This is a genomic window from Thiorhodovibrio frisius, assembly GCF_033954835.1.
Taxonomy (GTDB): Bacteria; Pseudomonadota; Gammaproteobacteria; order Chromatiales; family Chromatiaceae; genus Thiorhodovibrio; species Thiorhodovibrio frisius.
Genome location: NZ_CP121471.1, coordinates 4,362,580 through 4,380,472 on the forward strand (window position 1 = coordinate 4,362,580; position 17,893 = coordinate 4,380,472).

Here is a 17,893-nt window from a genome sequence, read left to right on the forward strand (position 1 = left end):
CGCGAGGCTGTTGGTTGCCGAGGCGCGGCCAGTCACCAGCGGCCGAAAGGATGGCGCGCCAGGCTGGCATTAAAATAGCGCGGATCATCCGAGACCTCGGCACCCAGCCAGTCCGGGCGCGAAAAGGCCTGATCGGCACTGGGCAGTTCGATCTCGGCCAGCACCAGACCTTGGTTTTCGCCCGCGAACTCATCGACCTCCCACAGCCAGCCGCCCTCATGCAGCAGATAGCGGCGTTTGTCGATCAGCGGCCCCTGGGCAAATTCCGCCAGCATGGCCTCGGCATCGGCGGGCGGAATCCCGTACTCGAACTCTGAACGCGCAATTCCCTTGGTGGCGCCCTTGAGCGTCAGGTAAGCCTGGTCATCGCGCACCCGCACCCGCAGAGTCAGGCGCGCATCGGCACTCAGATAGCCTTGGCGAATACGCGACTCAGACTCCACCCGCGCACGCCAGCTATCGTCCTTGACCAGGAATTTGCGTTCAATTTCAATGGCCATTGGCGCTACTCAATCCGCATTGCGAAGACCAGCGTGGATCAAGTCGGCGTCGACCAGAATCGCGTTGTCAGGAACGGACAAGGTCCCAGCAATCACTCGGTTCATGAGAAATCCTCGGCCAAAGCGGAACGGATATCCGTGCGAGAAAAATCATCGCCCTTAAACAACAAAGGGGCTCCAGCATGCTCCGCCAACGCGTATGAAAAGCAATCTCCAAAGTTAAGACCAGCCGGATGCCGTCCTTTGCCAAAACGCCGATAAGCCATGGCCGCCCCGTCCGCCAACTTTTCATCCAAGGGTTGGGTTTGGATTTCCTCCAGCGCGAGAAACTGCTTCGCACGATCCGCCCCGACTGAGCCGAATCGAGCCTGCATCACCAGAAGCAATTCCGTTCGGTTGGCGGCGCAAAGCACAATCCTGCGAGCCAATTTCAAACGCTCCAAGAGCGCGCACGCATCCGCCTCGCCGGTCAATATAGCGACCAACGCACTGGTATCGACAACCAAGTCAATTGCAGAGGCCATCGTTGTTATAGTCCAAAATTGCCTCAGCAGGACGCGCGTCCCGAACTGGCAGCGCCCAAAGTTCACGACGCAGCCAAGCCAGGGACTGTTCTAAATCGGGCCGTGCGTCGGCGCTAAGGCTCGCAGTCCCGGCAACCGCAGAGGATGAATCCTCGCACTTCAGGGAAGCCTCTGCTGAAAGTGCAGACTCCAGCGCCAGCATGGCCTGCTGCGGCACGGATCTTTGGTGCGCGGCAGCAACGGCCTTGAGCCTGTGATGCAAATCATCAGGAATATCGCGCAACATCAAGGATGGCATTGATCAGACCTCCGAACTTAGCAATGGTGGACCTCAAAACCAGCGCGTACTGCGGACTCCGCCATCCTCAGCGCTCCGTTTTTCGATCCTGGATGCAGCATAGACTTCGGCGATCCCGCGCGCCAAAGCCGTCAACCGTCCCTGCTCAATGGCCGCGCGCAGCTCACGCATCAGGCGCTGGTAGTAGGACAGATTATGCAGGGTGTTGAGTCGGGCGCCGAGCATTTCGTTGCATTTGTCCAGATGATGCAGGTAGGCGCGGCTGTAATGACGACAAGTAGCACAGTCGCAAGCTGGGTCCAAGGGGCCAGTGTCGGTCTTATGGACGGCATTGCGGATGCGCACCACGCCCTGACTGGTGAACAGATGGCCGTTGCGGGCATTGCGCGTTGGCATTACGCAGTCGAACATGTCAATGCCGCGCTGCACAGCGGCAATGATATCTAAAGGCGTGCCGACGCCCATCAGATAATGGGGTTTGTCGGCCGGCAGGAGCGAAGCGAGATGATCGAGCACCTGTTCGCGCTGATCCGGTGGTTCGCCGACTGACAAGCCGCCGACCGCGAAACCATCAAAGCCCATCTCAAGCAAGCCCTCAAGCGAGGCCGCGCGCAGATCGGTGAACATGCCGCCCTGCACGATACCGAACAGGGCCGCCGGGTTGTCTCCATGCGCCACCTTGCTGCGTCCGGCCCAGCGCAGCGAGAGTTCCATGGAGGTGCGCGCCTGTTCGCGGGTCGCCGGATATGGCGTGCAGTCGTCGAAAATCATCACAATGTCGGCACCGAGCGCGCGCTGCACCGCCATGGATTCCTCTGGCCCCATAAAGAGCTTGGCCCCATCGACCGGGGAGCGAAAATGCACCCCCTGCTCGGTGATTTTGCGCAACTCGCCCAGGCTAAACACCTGAAAACCGCCCGAGTCGGTCAGAATGGGGCCGTCCCAGTGCATGAAATCATGCAGGTCGCCATGGGCCGAAATAATGTCGGTGCCGGGGCGCACCATCAGATGAAAGCTGTTGCCGAGAATGATCTGGGCACCCAGTGCGCGGACTTCTTCCGGTGTCAGGCCCTTGACGGTGCCATAGGTGCCCACGGGCATGAAAGCCGGGGTGTCAATGCTCCCACGCGGCAGTTCAAGCCGGCTCCGTCGGGCAAGGCCATCCCGTTGCAGAACCTCAAAGCGCATTGGTCTTCCCCCCTTGCGAGGTCCCCTCGAGCCAGGCGCGCAGGCCGTGCAGGTCGGAGACTTCGGCCATGGGTGGCTCCAGATCATCGGGCCAGGACTGGCCATGGCGATTGACCCAAACCGCATCCAGCCCGCACTGGCGCGCAGCCTGGATATCACGGATGGGATCATCGCCCACATGCAGGGTCTCGGCTGGACTGGCTCCGGCCCAGCGCATGGCCGCTTTAAAGATGGCCGGATCGGGCTTGGCGGCACCCACTCCGGCAGCGGTCAGGGAGTGGTGAAAACAATCCTTGAGTGGCGTCAGGGCCACCTCGGCATTGCCATTGGTAACCGAAACCAGCCGGTGATCGTACCCGAGCAATCCCAGTACCTCGGGTACCTCGGTGTAAGGTTCGACCCGATTGCGATGCGTGCAAAACAGGGCCACGGCTTCGGCGGCCAGGGTCGGGCTGTAGTCGAATTCACCGAGCAGCATCTCCAGCGAGACTTGGCGCAGCGCGGTCATATCGTGAGCGATATCCGGCCTCGCGTGATAGAGCTCGCGCCGATGCCGGCGCAGGCTGGCGAGATCGTGCGCGGCGGCGAGCCTTGGCACCTGCTGGTCGAGCCATGCATGAAACTCTGCCTCGGCGCGATCGACGGTTGGCTGGCAGGGCCAGAGGGTATCGTCGAGATCCAGCGTCAGCAGGCGATAGTTTGATGCCATAGTCCTTATCGTCCTCCCATATCCCGCAGCCCAGGTGACAAAAAAAAGATCCAGTGATGACAGTTTCGCTCGATAGCAATTGCAAACTGATTTTCGGTTTTGGGTCGGGTGACGCCCATGGGGGCCTCAGCGGCAGGACGCCGCCGGGCAGCCGCCCTGAATGCAAATGGGGGACGTATTCACGGCGCCCCCCGTGGCCGTCACCCGACCCAGAACGAGCCGAAATCTCAAAGCGTTTCGGAATAGCTTGCCAATCGGAGCCCGCGACCTGATCTTTGCCAACAGGTGGCCGATTGGGGCCATTATCAAGCCAGAAACAACCCTTAGCGAAGGTGGCCATCATGTTCCCATTCGGCAAAAAACTCGAACTCCCTGGCCCGGGCGATGCCCTGCCGGGGCGCCGTCAACCCATGATGATTGGTAGTCAGCATCTGGTGCTGGGCACGGCGATGCGCCCGCCTTTCCCTGCTGGCATGCGCCAGGTGCTATTTGGCATGGGCTGTTTTTGGGGCGCCGAGCAGCGCTTCTGGCAGCTTGATGGCGTCCATACCACGGCGGTTGGATATGCCGGCGGACTCACACCCAACCCGACTTACGAGGAAGTCTGCACCGGCCTGACTGGGCATACCGAGGTGGTGCTGGTGGTGTTCGACCCCGCTCACCTGCCCTTCACCGCCTGTCTGGAAACCTTTTGGAGCGGCCATAATCCCACCTCCGGCATGCGCCAAGGAGTCGATATTGGCACCCAGTACCGCTCGGTTATTTTCACCGATGGAGAGGATCATCTCGCCCTGGCCCGGGAAAGTCTGGCGGCTGAGCAACGCAGGCTCGATGCCAACAGCAGCGGCACCATCACCACCGAGGTCCGCGCCGCACCACCGCTATATTATGCCGAAGACTACCATCAGCAGTATGCGGCGCGGCGCTTGCGCTGAAACCCAGTCAGCTGATTGACCAGAATTATCATCGCGTGCCGAGTCTGGGAGAGGCAACGTCCAGGTCGCCTTCTGTTCACCCGCCGATCAAGCCTCCCAGCAAAGCCAGAACGCGCGGATCAATCAGCCCCTGCCGCCGCCCGGTCCAGCAGCACCAGTGCCCGCCCGGCTGCGGCGACCTGAGCGACCGGCAGATGCTCCCCCTGCTGCCATTGCCTCAGCGCCTGGTGTTTTCCACCGCCCGTCACCAACAGCAGCATCCGCCGGCAGGACACCAGCGCCATTGGCGTGAGCGACACCCGCTCGGGCGGCGGCTTGGGTGCCCCGCGCACTGGCATGATCAGCGCTTGCTCTGGCCACGCATGCCCCGGAAACAGACTGGCGGTATGCCCGTCCTCGCCCATGCCGAGCAGCACCAGATCAAAAGGCAGTGCCTCGGCGACCACGGGCGCATAAGCCAGTGCCGCAGCCTCCGGTCCAAGTTCAGCTGGCATGGCGGCAAGCTGATCTGGCGCAATGCCAGCCGGCTCCAGCCAGGCGGTGCGCGCCATGTGGCTGTTGCGCTCGGCATCATCCACCGGCAGGCAGCGCTCGTCGCCAATGAAAAAGCGCCAGCCGGTCCAGTCCTCGCGCGCACCGGCCAACCGCCGATAGGCCGCCTCCGGCGTAGTGCCACCGGCCAGCACCAGATAGAACTGACCGCGCTCGGCGACCGCCGCCCGCCCCTGCTCCAGAATCAACTCAGCCGCCGCTGCGGCCACCGCATCAGCATCGGCCAAGACTTGGGTGTCGACTCCCGGCAATTGCATCGCTCGGCCCTCTATACTTTACTGTGAATCAGACGGATTCATTACCCTGGGTGGTCGGGACCATGAAAGTTAGTGATGATCATGCGCGCAGCCGCTCGCGCCCTTCAGTTCGCCGGCAGCGTAGGCGTCAATGGCCGCGCCGACGCTTGAATGATGACCCGTGGCAACCTCGATGCCAAGTTGATCGAAGAACTCGATCGCCCGGCCGCCCATGCCGCCGGAGAGCACCACATTGGCCCCCAGCGATTTGACAAAATCCGGAATCTGCCCCGGCTGATGCTGCTCAGCATAAGGATTGACACAGATATCCGTTGATTTGACCTGGCTTTTTTCGTCCAGAGTGGCCAGCACGAAATGGCTGCAATGGCCAAAGTGCATCGACATCTCTCCGGCTAGCCCGCGGTCATCGTTCGCCGTCACGGCAATGGTCTTCATTCAGGTATCCTCAGTCTTTGGAAGCAACAGAACGTTTGCGGAAACTTATCGCGAACACTGGTCTGGCAGCCCAACTTCGCGACAGCAGCTGTCATTAAAGCCGAAAGAGGCATCGGCCCACATTGCCGGTTATCAAGCGCGTCGTTCTCTGGACTCAAAAAGCGCGACAGGGCACTATGGGGACCGACAGAGTTGGCATTCTGGACCGGTCTGAGCGTATCGCGGTGCTTGCCCCGGACAAGCCCAAGACTTTCGAGGAAACTGATCGGACAGCTGCCACCCTCAACAGTTGCAATCACAGCTCACAGGACAGTGCGATGGAGATCAGCGGAACCATTACTCAAGTCATCCCGGAAAAATCCGGCACCTCGGCGCGCGGCCCTTGGCGCAAACAGGAGTATGTACTCGAGACCCAGGCCGAGTACCCAAAAAAAATCTGCTTCATGCTGTGGGGCGAGAAAATCGACGAGTTTGCCATCCGCGAGGGCCAGCAGTTGCGCGTCGAGGTGGACCTCGAAAGCCGCGAGTACAATGGCCGCTGGTATACAGATGTGAAGGCCTGGCGGGTGTCACCTCTCCAGCAGTCCGACGATGGCCCACCGCCGCTGGGAGCCGAGGAGCCACCGCCCTTCGGCGACGACGGCTTTGGTGACCCGCCATTTTGACCAGTGATCGGGCGGAACGCTTGCTGCAGACTCAAGCCTTCCGCCCTTGACTGGCGTTTTTATCACGACCAGGGCGCGCTGCTGCCGCCGAACGGTCAGGAGCGCGATGCAACAGATGTCCATCAAGAAAATGAAACAGAGCCAGAATCGGATGCCGCCGCCACAAGCGCGGCCCTGCGTAGCGCATCAGGTTGCGCGTCGCCGTCGCCATTTCTTCGGTGTAGCAGCCGATCTGGCAATCGGCACAGGCGTATTTCGACTCGCCAAAGGGGCAGTAGTCGAGACGGGTTTGGGCGTAGTCGAACAAATCCGCGCACTCAGCGCACAGGCCATCGGCAGGCTTCGCGCCCTGATGATGGTCGCGACAGTACAGGGCGGTCATCGCCTTGATGGTGCGCTTTTCGCGACCAATGCGCGGCCCCTGGTTTCTTGGCTGACGTCGCCCCTTGCCAGGCCGTGCGGCCTTGGCCGAATACGAGCGGCTGCTGTCGGGTTGATCCCCACCAGGCTGACGCCCGTTACTTTGATGCCGATCTTTCTGGTTGTCCATGACCGGATTATGCGCCCCGGCACCCATTCTCACCAGAGGCGAGACGCTCGCCCGGCGCCAAACCCGCTGGCAAATCCGGTGCAAAAAAACAGTCCGAGAGAAGGCGATCTTTTCCGCTTCGTCTTGGGGTCTGCTCTGGTCACTTTGCTGCTGGTCAGCGGCTGCGCCTACCAGCAGCCCTACCCCGATCTCGATGAGCCGGACCCACTCGCCGCCGAGCTTCCAGATGCCTCCCAAGAGCGTCCGGTCGACACCAGCTCGTCGCCAGCAACTGATGCGACTAAACCCGTCGCAGCGGATGCATCGGCCGCCGCCGGCGCTTCGCAACAGACCAAACTACCCGACCCACCCGAGGCTGCCAGCCTGCCCCCGGCCAAGCATCGGCAGATAAAAATCCACCTGAAAGACCAACAATTCGAGTATTTTGAAGACAGCGATCTCGTCTGGTCTGGTCCCATTTCGTCTGGCACTCGACAACATCCCACGCCCAGAGGACAGTTCCGGGTGCAGAGCAAGGACATCGACAAACGCTCCGGCAGCTACACCAATTATTTCAACCGCCCGACCCCGATGCCCTACTCGCTTCAGTTTTATGGGCCCTACTTTATCCACGAGGGCTACCTGCCCGATAAGCCGGCCTCGCACGGCTGCGTGCGCCTGCGCTATGAGGATGCCAAATTCATCTTCGAGCGTATGCGGGTCGGTGATCGAGTCACCGTATCTAATTGAGGCTCTGATCCCGAGCGTCCCGGCGGCAGCGATGCTGCTGGGAATCCCCCTGGAACTCCCCATGGCAGGGCTCGGGGCCTGCGCCGGCAACAAGGGCTTCAGCCATCCAATCGACGGGCACTCGCGGAGAGTTCTGACCAGATCATGACATTGGTTCTCGAACGCCTCACCAAGGCCTTCGACCCCAGCCTTGGGCATCCGCTGTTCCGCGACATCTCCCTGCGCTTGGAGCCGGGGCAGTCTGCGGCCATTGTTGGCGAATCGGGCGTCGGCAAGTCGACACTGCTCAATTGCATCGCCGGGTTGGAGCGGGTCGCCAGCGGGCGCATTCATCTGGGCGAGCAGGAGCTGACGGCGCTTGATGACGAGCGCTTCGCCGAGCTACGCAAGCGGCATTTTGGCTTTGTGTTTCAGGCTTTTCACCTGCTGCCACATCTCACTCTGGCGCAGAATGTCGCCCTGCCGCTGTGGTTGCTCGAGAAAAAGGACAAGGTCGCCCGCGAGCAGGCACTGGCGATGCTGGAACGGGTGGGGCTGGAGCATCGAGCAGATGACTGGCCGCGACATCTGTCGGGCGGGGAGATGCAGCGGGTTGCCATTGCCCGTGCCCTGGTGCATGAGCCGGCGCTGGTGCTGTGCGATGAACCAACCGGCAATCTTGACCCCGAACGGGCAGCAGGGGTCCTTGAGTTGCTGTTCGAGCGCACCCGGGATGCCGGCGCCATCACCCTTTTGGTCACCCATTCCCAAGTCGCCGCCGCGAAAGCGCAGCGCACACTGCGGCTGACGAACAACGGCCTGATTGATGAGACGGTCAGTCAATGACCGCCGCCACCCTGCGCCATCTGTTCCTCGCCAGCCTGTGGCGACGGCGGCTGCCGACGTCTCTGTCGGTACTGGCCATTGCGCTCGGGGTGGCGCTGGGGCTGGCAGTGCAGTTGATTCATCGCGGTGCCCTGGACGAGTTTCAACGCGGCGTAAGTCTGCTAAGCGGTCAGGCCGATTTGCAGGTACTGGCCGGAGCGAGCGGTTTCGACGACAGTCTCTTTGCCCGCATCGCCCAACTGCCCGAAGTCGCCGCCGCGAGCCCGGTGCTGGAGATCAGCGCGCGCCTGCCCGGGCGCCCTGAAACTCTTAAAATTCTTGGCCTTGATGTGTTCAGGATCGCGGCAGTCAATCCATCTCTGCTGCCAGAGCCTGCGACGGCAATGCCTGCAACCGCAATCAATAGTCCCAAGGATCACCAGCAAAGCGACCCGAGCGCGGCCGCCGAGCAGGCCGAACAAGCACCCCCCGATCTGCTCGCCACCCTGCGCGAGAACGCGCTTTTTCTCAGCCCGGCTGCCGCCGCTCGGCTCGGGCTCGAGCCGGGCGATAGCCTAACCCTGCAAGCCGGCACCCAGGAGCGCGAACTGCGCATCGCCGGTCGCGTACCCGCAGCGGGCGTCGGCCAGGAGCTGGCGGTGATGGACATCGCCGCAGCCCAATGGCAGTTCGCGCGCATCGGCGTGCTCACGCGCATCGACCTGCGTTTGCGCGACGACCTGCCGCCGGCGCACGCGCGCGCCGCCATTGCGGCACAACTCCCACCCGGACTTGCCGTGCTGCCGCCGGCAGAAGCCGCCGGCGAATCCCTGGGCCTGACCCGCGCCTACCGCGTTAATCTCACCATGCTGGCCACTATTGCGCTTTTAACCGGCGGTTTTCTGGTGTTCTCCACCCAATGGCTCGCGGTGGTGCGTCGGCGTCAGGAACTGGCATTTTTGCGCGCGCTGGGGCTCACGCGCGCCAAGCTATGGCGCGGGCTCCTCGCCGAGGGCGCCCTGCTTGGTCTGCTCGGCGGTCTGCTTGGCGCCCTGTTGGCCTATCTGCTCGCCGCCCTGGCCTTCGCGGCTGTGGGCGGCGATCTCGGCGCCGGATTCTTCCGTGGGCTGAACCCGCACTTAAGCTGGCAATGGCTCGCCACCTTAAGCTATCTCGCCCTGGGCGTGGCGGCCGGGCTCGCAGGTGCCTGGCTCCCGGCACGCGAGGCTGCGCGCACCGCCCCCGCTCAGGCACTGAAAGCCGGCGACGAAGCCGAGGCCTATCGTGCCCGCCCACGCTGGGGCTGGGCGGCAGGCAGTGCGCTGCTGGCCGCGCTACTCTGCACCCTGCCGCCGCTGGGGGGCATTCCGGTGTTCGGCTACCTGGCGGTACTGCTGATTTTGCTCACCGCCATCCTGGCGCTGCCCGGCGTCACCCAGCTAATCGGCTGGCTAGGTGTTGACCTGCCCTTTGCATCCAGTCCCATCGCGCAGCTGGCGCGAGCGCGTCTGACGGGCGCCCCGGGGCAAACGGTGGTCGCTGGTGCCGGCGTAGTCGCCAGTGTCGCGCTAGCGGCCTCCATGGCAGTCATGGTCGATTCCTTCCGCGGCTCGGTCGATGACTGGCTCACGCGCATGCTGCCGGCCGATCTTTACCTGCGCGCATCGGACTCCAGTGCCAGCGGCTTTCTTACGCCAGAACAGGTCGAGCAAGTGCGGGCCCTGCCCAGCGTGCGCGAGCTCTACCCGGTGCGCTTCGACAGCCTGCGGCTCGACAGCGCCCGGCCAGCAGTCAGCCTGATCGCCCGGCGCGTTGATGGTGCGGGCGGTCTGCCACTGGTGGCTGGAACGCTGCAAGTGCCAGACGAAGCAATGCCACCCGCCTGGGTCTCCGAAGCGCTGGTCGATCAGTATGGGCTGGACCTTGGCGATCATCTGCAACTGCCCCTGGGCGGCACGCCGAGATCCTTCACCATCGCCGGCATCTGGCGCGACTACGCCCGTCAGCACGGCTCTATCGTAGTCCGCATGGCCAATTATCGCGCCCTGAGTGGCGACAAGCTGACCAATGACCTGGGCCTGATGCTCAGGCCCGACGCCGAGCCCGAGGCGGTCATGCGCACAGTTCGCGACATCTTAGGCGAATCGGTCAGCGAAATGATCCTGCCCGGCGATCTGCGCGCCATGATCCTCAAAATTTTTGACCGCACCTTTGTGGTCACCTATCTGATGGAAGGCGTGGCGGTACTGATCGGACTCTTTGGCATTGCCACCACCTTTGCTGCTCTGACCAGCAGTCGGCGCAAGGAATTCGGCATCCTGCGGCACCTAGGCTTAAGCCCGCGCGACATCGGTCGGCTGCTGGAACTAGAGGCCGGGCTCGGTGCCCTGCTGGCGGTGATGGTCGGCCTGGTCGCCGGCGGCGGCATCGCCTGGGTGCTGATTGAGGTGATCAACCGCCAGAGTTTCCATTGGAGCATGGAACTGGCGGTACCTGTCGTCCTGCTCGCCACCTTCGCGGCAGCGATGATCCTGCTCGCCGCCGGCGCGGCACGGCTGGCCGGCGCTCAGGCCATGCGTCAGAACGCGGTACTGGCAGTGCGGGAGGACTGGTGAGAATTGCAGCGTCGACATCAGTCGGCAGAGGCAAGCCGGCACGCGCGCTACTCGCCGCACTCGGCCTGACCCTGCTGCCACTGCTATCAGTGCCAACTCCGGCGAGCGAGGCTGGCACTTTCACCCCGGTCACACCCGAGCGCGCACTGCGCTTCCCGCGCGACTTCGGCGCCCATCCAGACTATCGCACCGAATGGTGGTACATCACCGGCTGGCTGACCGACAGCCAAGGCCGCGAACGTGGTTTTCAGGTGACTTTTTTCCGCTCCGCGACCGGCATTGGCGCCGACAACCCCAGCCGCTTCGCGCCACGGCAATTGATTCTTGCCCATGCCGCGCTAGGCGACCCGGACAAGGGGTTTTTGTTGCATGACGAGCGCGCCGCACGCGAATTACCGCCCCTGGCGGGGCTATCCCGCGACGACACCCACGCCTGGATTCAAGACTGGACACTCCAGCGTGACCCGGACGATAACGCCTATCACACGCAGATCGCAGCCCCTGACTTCGCCTTTGACCTGCGCCTGGTGCCACCCGGCCCACCGGTGCTGAACGGCCGCGCCGGCTTCAGTCAAAAAAGTCCCGATCCGCAGGACGCCAGCCACTACTACAGCCGCCCGCAGCTTGAGATCAGCGGCACACTGCGTCTGAGCGAACAGGCATTTCCCGTCACCGGCCGGGCCTGGCTGGATCACGAATGGTCCACCGCCTATCTGGCCGAGCAGGCCGCCGGCTGGGACTGGATCGGCATCAACCTGCACGATGGCGGCTCGCTGATGGCCTACCAGATGCGTCGCGCTGATGGCTCCAAGCTCTGGGCCGGCGGCACCCTGGTGCGACCCGGAGCATCCGTGCAAGTGCTGGCCCCGGATGACATCAGCTTTACCCCTCGGCGTTGGTGGCAATCACCGCGCACGGGAACTGACTATCCGGTGGAATGGTCATTGGATATTCCAGGGACCCGGTTGCGCCTGGTCCCTCTGATGGACGACCAAGAACTCGACGCCCGCCGATCCACCGCCACCATCTACTGGGAAGGCGCCGTGCGAGTGCTTGAGCAACGTCCAGAGTCGGACAAGGCCAAGTCTGAAGAAATCGGCCGCGGCTATCTGGAAATGACCGGCTACTGGCAGCGACAATCGGGGCTTTGAGCGCGGCGTTTGACTCACGCCAATTCACGCGAGTGCTATGCTTAAGACGAAGAGAAATGGTTCGTGACACTGCCCTGGGTCGAGCCTGAGCTTCCCCCCTGAGCTTCCCCCTTAAGCTTCCCCTAAGTTCTTCAGGCCCTGCCTTGCAATGGCCCACAGGTCAGGCGTCGACTTGCCGGATACCGCGAACATTATGCCCCATCGATCCACGCCCTTTCCCGCGCCTCTGATTTTCCCCGAGCGCCTCCATGGCCGCGACAGTGAGCGCGGCGTACTGCTTGACGCCTTCGCCCGGGTAGCGCGCGGCAGCGGGGAGATACTGCTGGTGCCGGGCCCGTCCGGGGTGGGCAAGACCGCCCTGGTCGAGCAACTCAGAAAGCCCGTGCTGGCCAGCAATGGTTTTTTCTGTGCGGGCAAGTTCCGTCAGTACCAGCAGGGCATACCCTATCTGGCCATGCGTCAGGCACTCGCAACTTTGGCCCAAGCGCTCACCGGAGAAACCAGCACCGGCAAAGACTGGTCGGCACAGCTACAGAGCGCCGCGGGCGATTTCGGGCACCTGCTGACCGAGCTGGCACCCGAGCTTAGCCCGCTGCTCGGCGCGCCCCCGCCACTACCAGACATCAGTCCACAGGAAGCGCGGCACCTATTCGCAACCGTGCTGCGGCGCTTTCTCGCTCCCCTTTGCCAGCCAGAGCATCCGCTGGTGCTGTTTATCGACGAGTGGCAATGGGCGGACCCGGCCTCACTCGCCATGCTCGAATCACTCGAGATCGGCACCACCCTGCGCTATCTGCTGTTCATTACCGCCTACCGCGATGACGAGGTGGATGATGACGCTCATCCTTTCCGCGTCACCCTGCGCAGCCTGAAACACCAGCAATGCCCGATAACGACCCTGGCGGTGCGACCCCTCGGCTTGTCCGCGCAGCAAGAATTTCTGGTCGATACCCTAAAGCCAGCGCTCGACAAACCCGCAGAACTGGCCCGCGTGATACACCGCCATACCCAGGGCAATCCATTATTCATGCGGGCCTTTCTGCAATTCATTCATAACACGGATGCACTGATCTTCGACCCCGACCGGCAGCTCTGGCAGTGGTCGCCAACCGACTTCGACGCCATGGCACTGGAGGGCGATGTGGTGGAGTTCCTCGCCCACCGCTTCCGCCAACTTGCTCCCGAACTGCGCACAATGCTGGCGCGGGCCGCCTGCCTTGGCAACCGATTCACGCTGGCCGATCTCGCCCTGCTAACCGGTCAGTCGGAGGCTGACTGTCTGGCGTTGCTGCGCGCGGAAATCGACACTAGCCTGCTGATGACCGAAGCTGGGGGAGAGACGGGCTGGCAACTGTCCTTCGTCCATGATCGGGTACAACAGGCCGCCCACGGACTGCTCGACCCGGCCGCCCTGACCGCGACCAGGCTCGAGATTGGCCGCACCCTGCTGCGCGAACTGCCGCCGGAGGCGCTGAGCGAACGCCTGTTCGAGCTGGTCGAGCTACTCGATGCCGGTCGCGAACTGATCGAAGATGACGACGAAAAGCGCCGCGTGCTGGAGCTGAATCTGACAGCCGCCCGCAAAGCGCGCACCGCAACCGCCTACCGCAGCGCACTGCGTTACCACCGCGCCGCCGCAGCCCTGCTCGGCGAGGGCGCCTTTGCCGATGGCATCTGGCGCGATCATCACGCCAAGGCCATGGAGTTACTGCAGGAGTGGGCGGAGAGCGAGTTTCTGGAGGGTGATCGCGCCCTGGCCGAGCGGTTATTACGCCAGGCTGCGGAGCGCGCCGACAGTGCGCTGGAACGCGCCGGAGTCTTGAACGGGCTCATCGTGCAATACACGCTTCAAGCCCGCTATGCGGACGCCATTGCCGCCGGCCGCGAGGCCCTGGCCGCACTCGGCGTCAGCTTACCGGACGCCGACCCAGGCACCGACTACGAAGGGGCACGCGATGCCGGGATCGCCCGAGTTCGCGCGACTCTGGGAGAACTGGGGGCGGAACTGGGGGTAGACCAGGCGACGGACCAAGCGACAGGCCAGCCGGCAGATCAAGCCATCGCCGCCCTAGCGGACCACCCGCCGATGTCTGACCCGATGCAGCGCATGGTCGGCTGCCTGCTGATCACCATGGGTCCGCCCTGCTACCGCGCGCATCAGCGGCTGTGGTCGGTCATCGTGCCCATGGCAGTTAATCTGAGCCTGCGCCACGGCAATCTGCCGCAGGCCGGCTACAGTCATACCGCTTTTGCTGGTCTGCTGATTTGGGTGGACGACGATTTCGCCACCGCGCGCGCCTTCAGCGCGCTGGCCGAGCAGTTGATGACCCAGCGTTTTCATGCCCCATCAGACCAAAGCGTTTTCCGGCTGATGATCGGCAGCTCGGCGCGCTTTTGGTTCGAGCCGCTTGAGCGCAGCAGCGCCGATTATGCTGAGGCCTATGCCATTGGTCTGCGCGCCGGCAATCTGCAATACGCCGCCTATGCCTTTGGGCATAACATGTATTGCCGGTTCTACCAGGGGACCAATCTAGCCACTCTGCGCGAGGAAACCGAACAGTCCCTGAGCTTCAGTCGCACCCGCTTCAATCAGTGGGCAATCGACCTGCTCGAAGGTGGGTTGCTGATCATCGACATGCTCAGCAACGGGGACGCTGACCCGGCTGCGCAGGCAAGCGCCGAGAGCGCCTGGCTACAGCAGGTGATCGCGCACGACAACCCTCAGGTGCTGTGCATCCATCGCATTCTCAAAAGCTTTTCGCTGTTGCTGCTCGGGCGCCACGAAGAAGCTCTGGCCGTTACCGAAGAGGTCGAACCCGCGCTCTACATGGTCGGTACCCAAGGGCTGCTACCCTGGCCCATGCATCTCTACACCCGCTTTCTGATCCTGAGCGCGCTCTACCCCTGGGTTGACGCCACCCGCCAGCGCCAGTGGGACGATGAACTCATGGGGCTGTTCAGCCGGCTCAAGCACTGGGGCACGCAGAGCCCTGCAAACTTCGCTCCCATGACCCTGCTGGCGGAGGCCGAAATGGCGCGCTTGCGCGGCAATGCGCCCCAGGCCATGCGCAATTATGTGGACGCCATGGGTCTGGCACAATCAGCTGGCTTAATGCACTGGGAAGGACTGATCGCCGAGCGGGCCGCCTGGTTCTGGGAGTCCCAGGGCAACGACCGGGTCGCCCAGGGCTGCTGGCAGCAAGCCTATGACTCCCTTGCGCGCTGGGGTGCAACGGCCAAGCTGCGGGCGATGGAACTCCATTATCGCGAGTGGATCTCGGCAAGGCTGCCGCCAGCCGCTGGCAACCCCGAGATCGAACAGGTGCGCGCGGACGTGGTGGAACGGCAGATCAAGCTGCTAGGTTTGCAATCGGCGCAGGCGCACGAGACCGATCTTCGCCACCATGCCGAGCGCCAAGCGGCAGAACTGGCCATAGCCACCAAGCGACTGCGCGAGGAAGTGGCGCAGCGCAAGGCGGTGGAGGCCGAACTGCGCGAGAGCGAGGCACGCTCTCGCCTCACCTTCGATGAATCGCCCGTGGGCGCCGGTGTCGTCACCCTCGATCTGCGCTATCAACGCGTCAATCGCGCCATGTGCCGCTTTCTTGGCTACAGCCAAGCCCAGATGCGGAATTTGAGCGTCGCCGACATCACCTATCCCGATGACCTACCGGAGACGCGCGCACTCGTCGGCAAGCTGCTGACCGGCGAGATCGCCGAAATGCACCTCGACAAGCGATATCTTCGCTCTGACCGGAGCATTGTCTGGGGCCGCCTGTCCGTCAGTCTTATCCAAGACAACCAGGACCAGCCGCTGTACTTTCTGTCGTTGATCGAAGACATCACCACGGCCAAAGCAACCGAACAGGCACTACGCCGCGCCAGCGAGGAGGCACAGGCAGCGAGTCGCGCCAAGAGTGAGTTTCTCGCCAACATGAGCCATGAGATCCGCACGCCGCTCAATGGCGTGTTCGGCATGCTTCAGTTGCTTGAGGAAACCACACTGAGCGAGGAGCAGAGCGAATTCACCTGCACCGCACTGAGCTGCTCGAGGCGTCTGGAAGCGCTGCTGTCGGATATTCTCGATCTGTCGCGCATCGAGGCCGGCAAACTCAGCCTGACCCCTGCGCCCTTGCGGCTCGCGGATCTGCGCGAAGCGGTCATGGACATCTTCAAGCTGGCGGCCGCCAACAAAGGGCTGATGCTCTCCTTCGAGCTGCTGCCCGGACTGCCGGAACAGATCGTCGGCGACGAGCTGCGCTTGCGCCAGGTGCTGCTCAATCTGGTCGGCAATGCCATCAAGTATTCTGATCACGGGCAAGTTTCGGTCACCCTGCGAGCATTGCGCGCAACCGACACGACTCAGGCGCGTATCGGCTTCGAGGTGCGAGACACCGGGCGCGGGATTCCGCCCGAAGACATTGAGCGGGTCTTTCAGCCCTTTTTCCAGTCCTCGCCCAAGCCCGGATCGGTATCGCAGGGGGCGGGACTTGGCCTGTCCATCGTGCAGCGCCTGCTTGCACTCATGGACGGCCAGATCAAGGTCGAAAGCACCCTCGGAGCGGGCACCACTGTGGGCTTCACGCTGCCGTTGCGGGCCGTCGACTCGCAATCCACCACCCCGCTGCCCGTGACCCAGGACCCACCCGCAAAAATCCAGGACAGCTGCCTGGAACTTCTGGTGGTCGATGATGAACCGACCAACTTACTGGTCGCGCGCCGATTGCTGGAGAAATCCGGCCACAATGTGCAGTGCGCCAACAACGGGCTTGAAGCACTGGAGGTACTGCGCAGCAAGGCTTTCGATGCCGTGTTGATGGATGTGCAGATGCCCGGCATGGACGGGCTTGAGACCACCCGGGCCATTCGCGACGGCGCAGCTGGGACAAAGCAGGCGCGCGTCCCTATTGTTGCCATGACTGCCCATGCCATGCGCGGAGACGAGGAACGCTTCCTTGCCCATGGCATGAATGCCTATGCAGCCAAGCCGGTCGACCGCGCTGATCTGCTCGCCACCCTCGCGCGCGTCACGCGTATTGACTGAAACGACGGTCTTGATGCTCGCGACAAGCCGCGCTATAAATCTTGGTTGTCGGCGGTCATCTCCCTGACAACAGGCACATTCATGTCACAAATTCTCTGGGCTCTACTGCTCAGCCTCTATGTGCTGGGCATTCTGTTGGTGACCCGCCTGCCTTATCGCTGGATGGTCGCACGCGGCATAGAGCCAATTCGCGCCGTCTACTACAACCGCAAGATTGTCCACATGGCTGCCGGTGGCATCGGCTCGCTCGCAGTGCCTTTGGTGTTCACCAGCCCTTGGGTACCGCTGATCGCCGGCCTGCTGCTGACGGGGCTCACATGGGCAACTCACCAGAGCGGCTGGCGCTTTTACTGGTTTCAAACGCCAGAAAATCGCAACGACGTGAAGTTCGCGCTGATGTGGGCACTCTCGGTCTCCGCGCTCTGGTGGCTGCTGAATGATCCCTGGCTGGCCATTGTGCCGGCGCTTTACATGGCCTTTGGCGACGGAGTGACCGGCATCGCGCGCAATGCACTCATCCGCCGGCGCTCCAAAAGCCCGATTGGCAATATCTTTATGCTCATTGTGTGCCTGCCAATCGGCTATGCGGTGGGACTCCATGCCCAGCCAGCCATTCCATTATGGGGCATGATCTCAGCCCTGGTCGCCACTGTGGTAGAGCGCTATGAGTTCGGGCCGATAGACGACAATGTGCTGATCACGCTGTCCAGCAGTCTGGTGTTGCTGTTGGGTGTGTCAGCAGGCCCTCTGCTCTGAGCGCCGCGAAAAATCCACCTGCTATTCCACGGCAATCCGCCCCCAGCAACAGCTAAAGCCCGGACAAATCGGCAAAGGAGTCTATCAGTATATTCGAATAAAATACTTAACCAACTGAAAACCCTTTCTTTTTTTATGTTATCTTCGAGCAAAATAGGTTAGTGTCGATGCTCTAGGCAAT

16 protein-coding genes are annotated in these 17,893 nt (G+C 62.7%); 8 read left to right on the top strand and 8 right to left on the bottom strand.

Annotation, left to right across the window (positions count from 1 at the left end; translation table 11 throughout):
* Positions 1 to 32: 32 nt before the first annotated feature.
* The 5 genes from Thiofri_RS20020 to Thiofri_RS20040 form a co-directional block, all read right to left on the bottom strand.
* Positions 33 to 500: a CYTH domain-containing protein gene (locus Thiofri_RS20020; RefSeq protein ID WP_009147906.1), complete on the bottom strand. Its 468-nt coding sequence runs from the start codon at positions 498 to 500 to the stop codon at positions 33 to 35.
* Between the two features lie 101 nt (positions 501 to 601).
* A complete protein-coding gene (locus Thiofri_RS20025; RefSeq protein ID WP_040856153.1) occupies positions 602 to 1,006 on the bottom strand; it encodes a type II toxin-antitoxin system VapC family toxin in 405 nt (134 codons plus the stop codon).
* 1 nt (position 1,007) lies between these two features.
* Positions 1,008 to 1,322 (bottom strand): FitA-like ribbon-helix-helix domain-containing protein, encoded by a 315-nt coding sequence (locus Thiofri_RS20030; RefSeq protein WP_009147909.1) that lies wholly within the window; start codon positions 1,320 to 1,322, stop codon positions 1,008 to 1,010.
* A gap of 33 nt (positions 1,323 to 1,355) precedes the next feature.
* The gene (gene tgt, locus Thiofri_RS20035; protein WP_009147910.1) at positions 1,356 to 2,510 is read right to left on the bottom strand and encodes a tRNA guanosine(34) transglycosylase Tgt; all 1,155 of its coding nucleotides are present in this window, start codon (positions 2,508 to 2,510) and stop codon (positions 1,356 to 1,358) included.
* Positions 2,500 to 3,219: an HAD family hydrolase gene (locus Thiofri_RS20040; protein ID WP_009147911.1), complete on the bottom strand. Its 720-nt coding sequence runs from the start codon at positions 3,217 to 3,219 to the stop codon at positions 2,500 to 2,502. The genes tgt and Thiofri_RS20040 overlap by 11 nt, the downstream gene beginning before the upstream one ends.
* Positions 3,220 to 3,560: 341 nt before the next feature.
* Here Thiofri_RS20040 and msrA point away from each other — a divergent pair, with 341 nt between their 5' ends.
* Positions 3,561 to 4,154 (top strand): peptide-methionine (S)-S-oxide reductase MsrA, encoded by a 594-nt coding sequence (msrA, locus tag Thiofri_RS20045; protein ID WP_009147912.1) that lies wholly within the window; start codon positions 3,561 to 3,563, stop codon positions 4,152 to 4,154.
* Positions 4,155 to 4,273: 119 nt separating this feature from the next.
* Here msrA and pgl read toward each other — a convergent pair whose 3' ends face one another.
* Together pgl and Thiofri_RS20055 are read right to left on the bottom strand one after the other, a co-directional pair.
* Positions 4,274 to 4,963, bottom strand: coding sequence for a 6-phosphogluconolactonase (pgl, locus tag Thiofri_RS20050; protein ID WP_009147913.1), 690 nt, complete (start codon positions 4,961 to 4,963; stop codon positions 4,274 to 4,276).
* A gap of 69 nt (positions 4,964 to 5,032) precedes the next feature.
* Entirely contained in the window at positions 5,033 to 5,398 is a 366-nt protein-coding gene (locus tag Thiofri_RS20055) for a NifB/NifX family molybdenum-iron cluster-binding protein (RefSeq protein ID WP_009147914.1), read from the bottom strand.
* A 176-nt stretch (positions 5,399 to 5,574) separates the two neighbouring features.
* Here Thiofri_RS20055 and Thiofri_RS20060 point away from each other — a divergent pair, with 176 nt between their 5' ends.
* Positions 5,575 to 6,063 (top strand): DUF3127 domain-containing protein, encoded by a 489-nt coding sequence (locus tag Thiofri_RS20060; RefSeq protein ID WP_009147915.1) that lies wholly within the window; start codon positions 5,575 to 5,577, stop codon positions 6,061 to 6,063.
* 31 nt (positions 6,064 to 6,094) lie between these two features.
* Here Thiofri_RS20060 and Thiofri_RS20065 read toward each other — a convergent pair whose 3' ends face one another.
* Positions 6,095 to 6,613: a nitrous oxide-stimulated promoter family protein gene (locus Thiofri_RS20065; protein WP_083848442.1), complete on the bottom strand. Its 519-nt coding sequence runs from the start codon at positions 6,611 to 6,613 to the stop codon at positions 6,095 to 6,097.
* Between the two features lie 78 nt (positions 6,614 to 6,691).
* Here Thiofri_RS20065 and Thiofri_RS20070 point away from each other — a divergent pair, with 78 nt between their 5' ends.
* From Thiofri_RS20070 to Thiofri_RS20095, 6 genes are all read left to right on the top strand, one after another.
* Positions 6,692 to 7,342 (top strand): L,D-transpeptidase, encoded by a 651-nt coding sequence (locus tag Thiofri_RS20070; RefSeq protein ID WP_051023895.1) that lies wholly within the window; start codon positions 6,692 to 6,694, stop codon positions 7,340 to 7,342.
* A 144-nt stretch (positions 7,343 to 7,486) separates the two neighbouring features.
* On the top strand, positions 7,487 to 8,167 hold the full coding sequence (locus Thiofri_RS20075) for an ABC transporter ATP-binding protein (protein ID WP_009147917.1): 681 nt from the start codon (positions 7,487 to 7,489) through the stop codon (positions 8,165 to 8,167).
* Positions 8,164 to 10,761, top strand: a complete 2,598-nt coding sequence (locus Thiofri_RS20080) for an FtsX-like permease family protein (protein WP_009147918.1) — start codon at positions 8,164 to 8,166, stop codon at positions 10,759 to 10,761. Before Thiofri_RS20075 ends, Thiofri_RS20080 begins: the two co-directional genes overlap by 4 nt.
* Entirely contained in the window at positions 10,758 to 11,912 is a 1,155-nt protein-coding gene (locus tag Thiofri_RS20085; RefSeq protein ID WP_009147919.1) for a lipocalin-like domain-containing protein, read from the top strand. The genes Thiofri_RS20080 and Thiofri_RS20085 overlap by 4 nt, the downstream gene beginning before the upstream one ends.
* A 193-nt stretch (positions 11,913 to 12,105) precedes the next feature.
* Positions 12,106 to 16,956, top strand: coding sequence for a hybrid sensor histidine kinase/response regulator (locus Thiofri_RS20090; protein WP_190275789.1), 4,851 nt, complete (start codon positions 12,106 to 12,108; stop codon positions 16,954 to 16,956).
* A gap of 81 nt (positions 16,957 to 17,037) precedes the next feature.
* Positions 17,038 to 17,712 carry a hypothetical protein gene (locus Thiofri_RS20095; protein ID WP_009147921.1) on the top strand — a complete coding sequence of 225 codons (675 nt, stop codon included), beginning with the start codon at positions 17,038 to 17,040 and terminating at the stop codon, positions 17,710 to 17,712.
* The last annotated feature ends 181 nt before the right edge of the window (positions 17,713 to 17,893 follow it).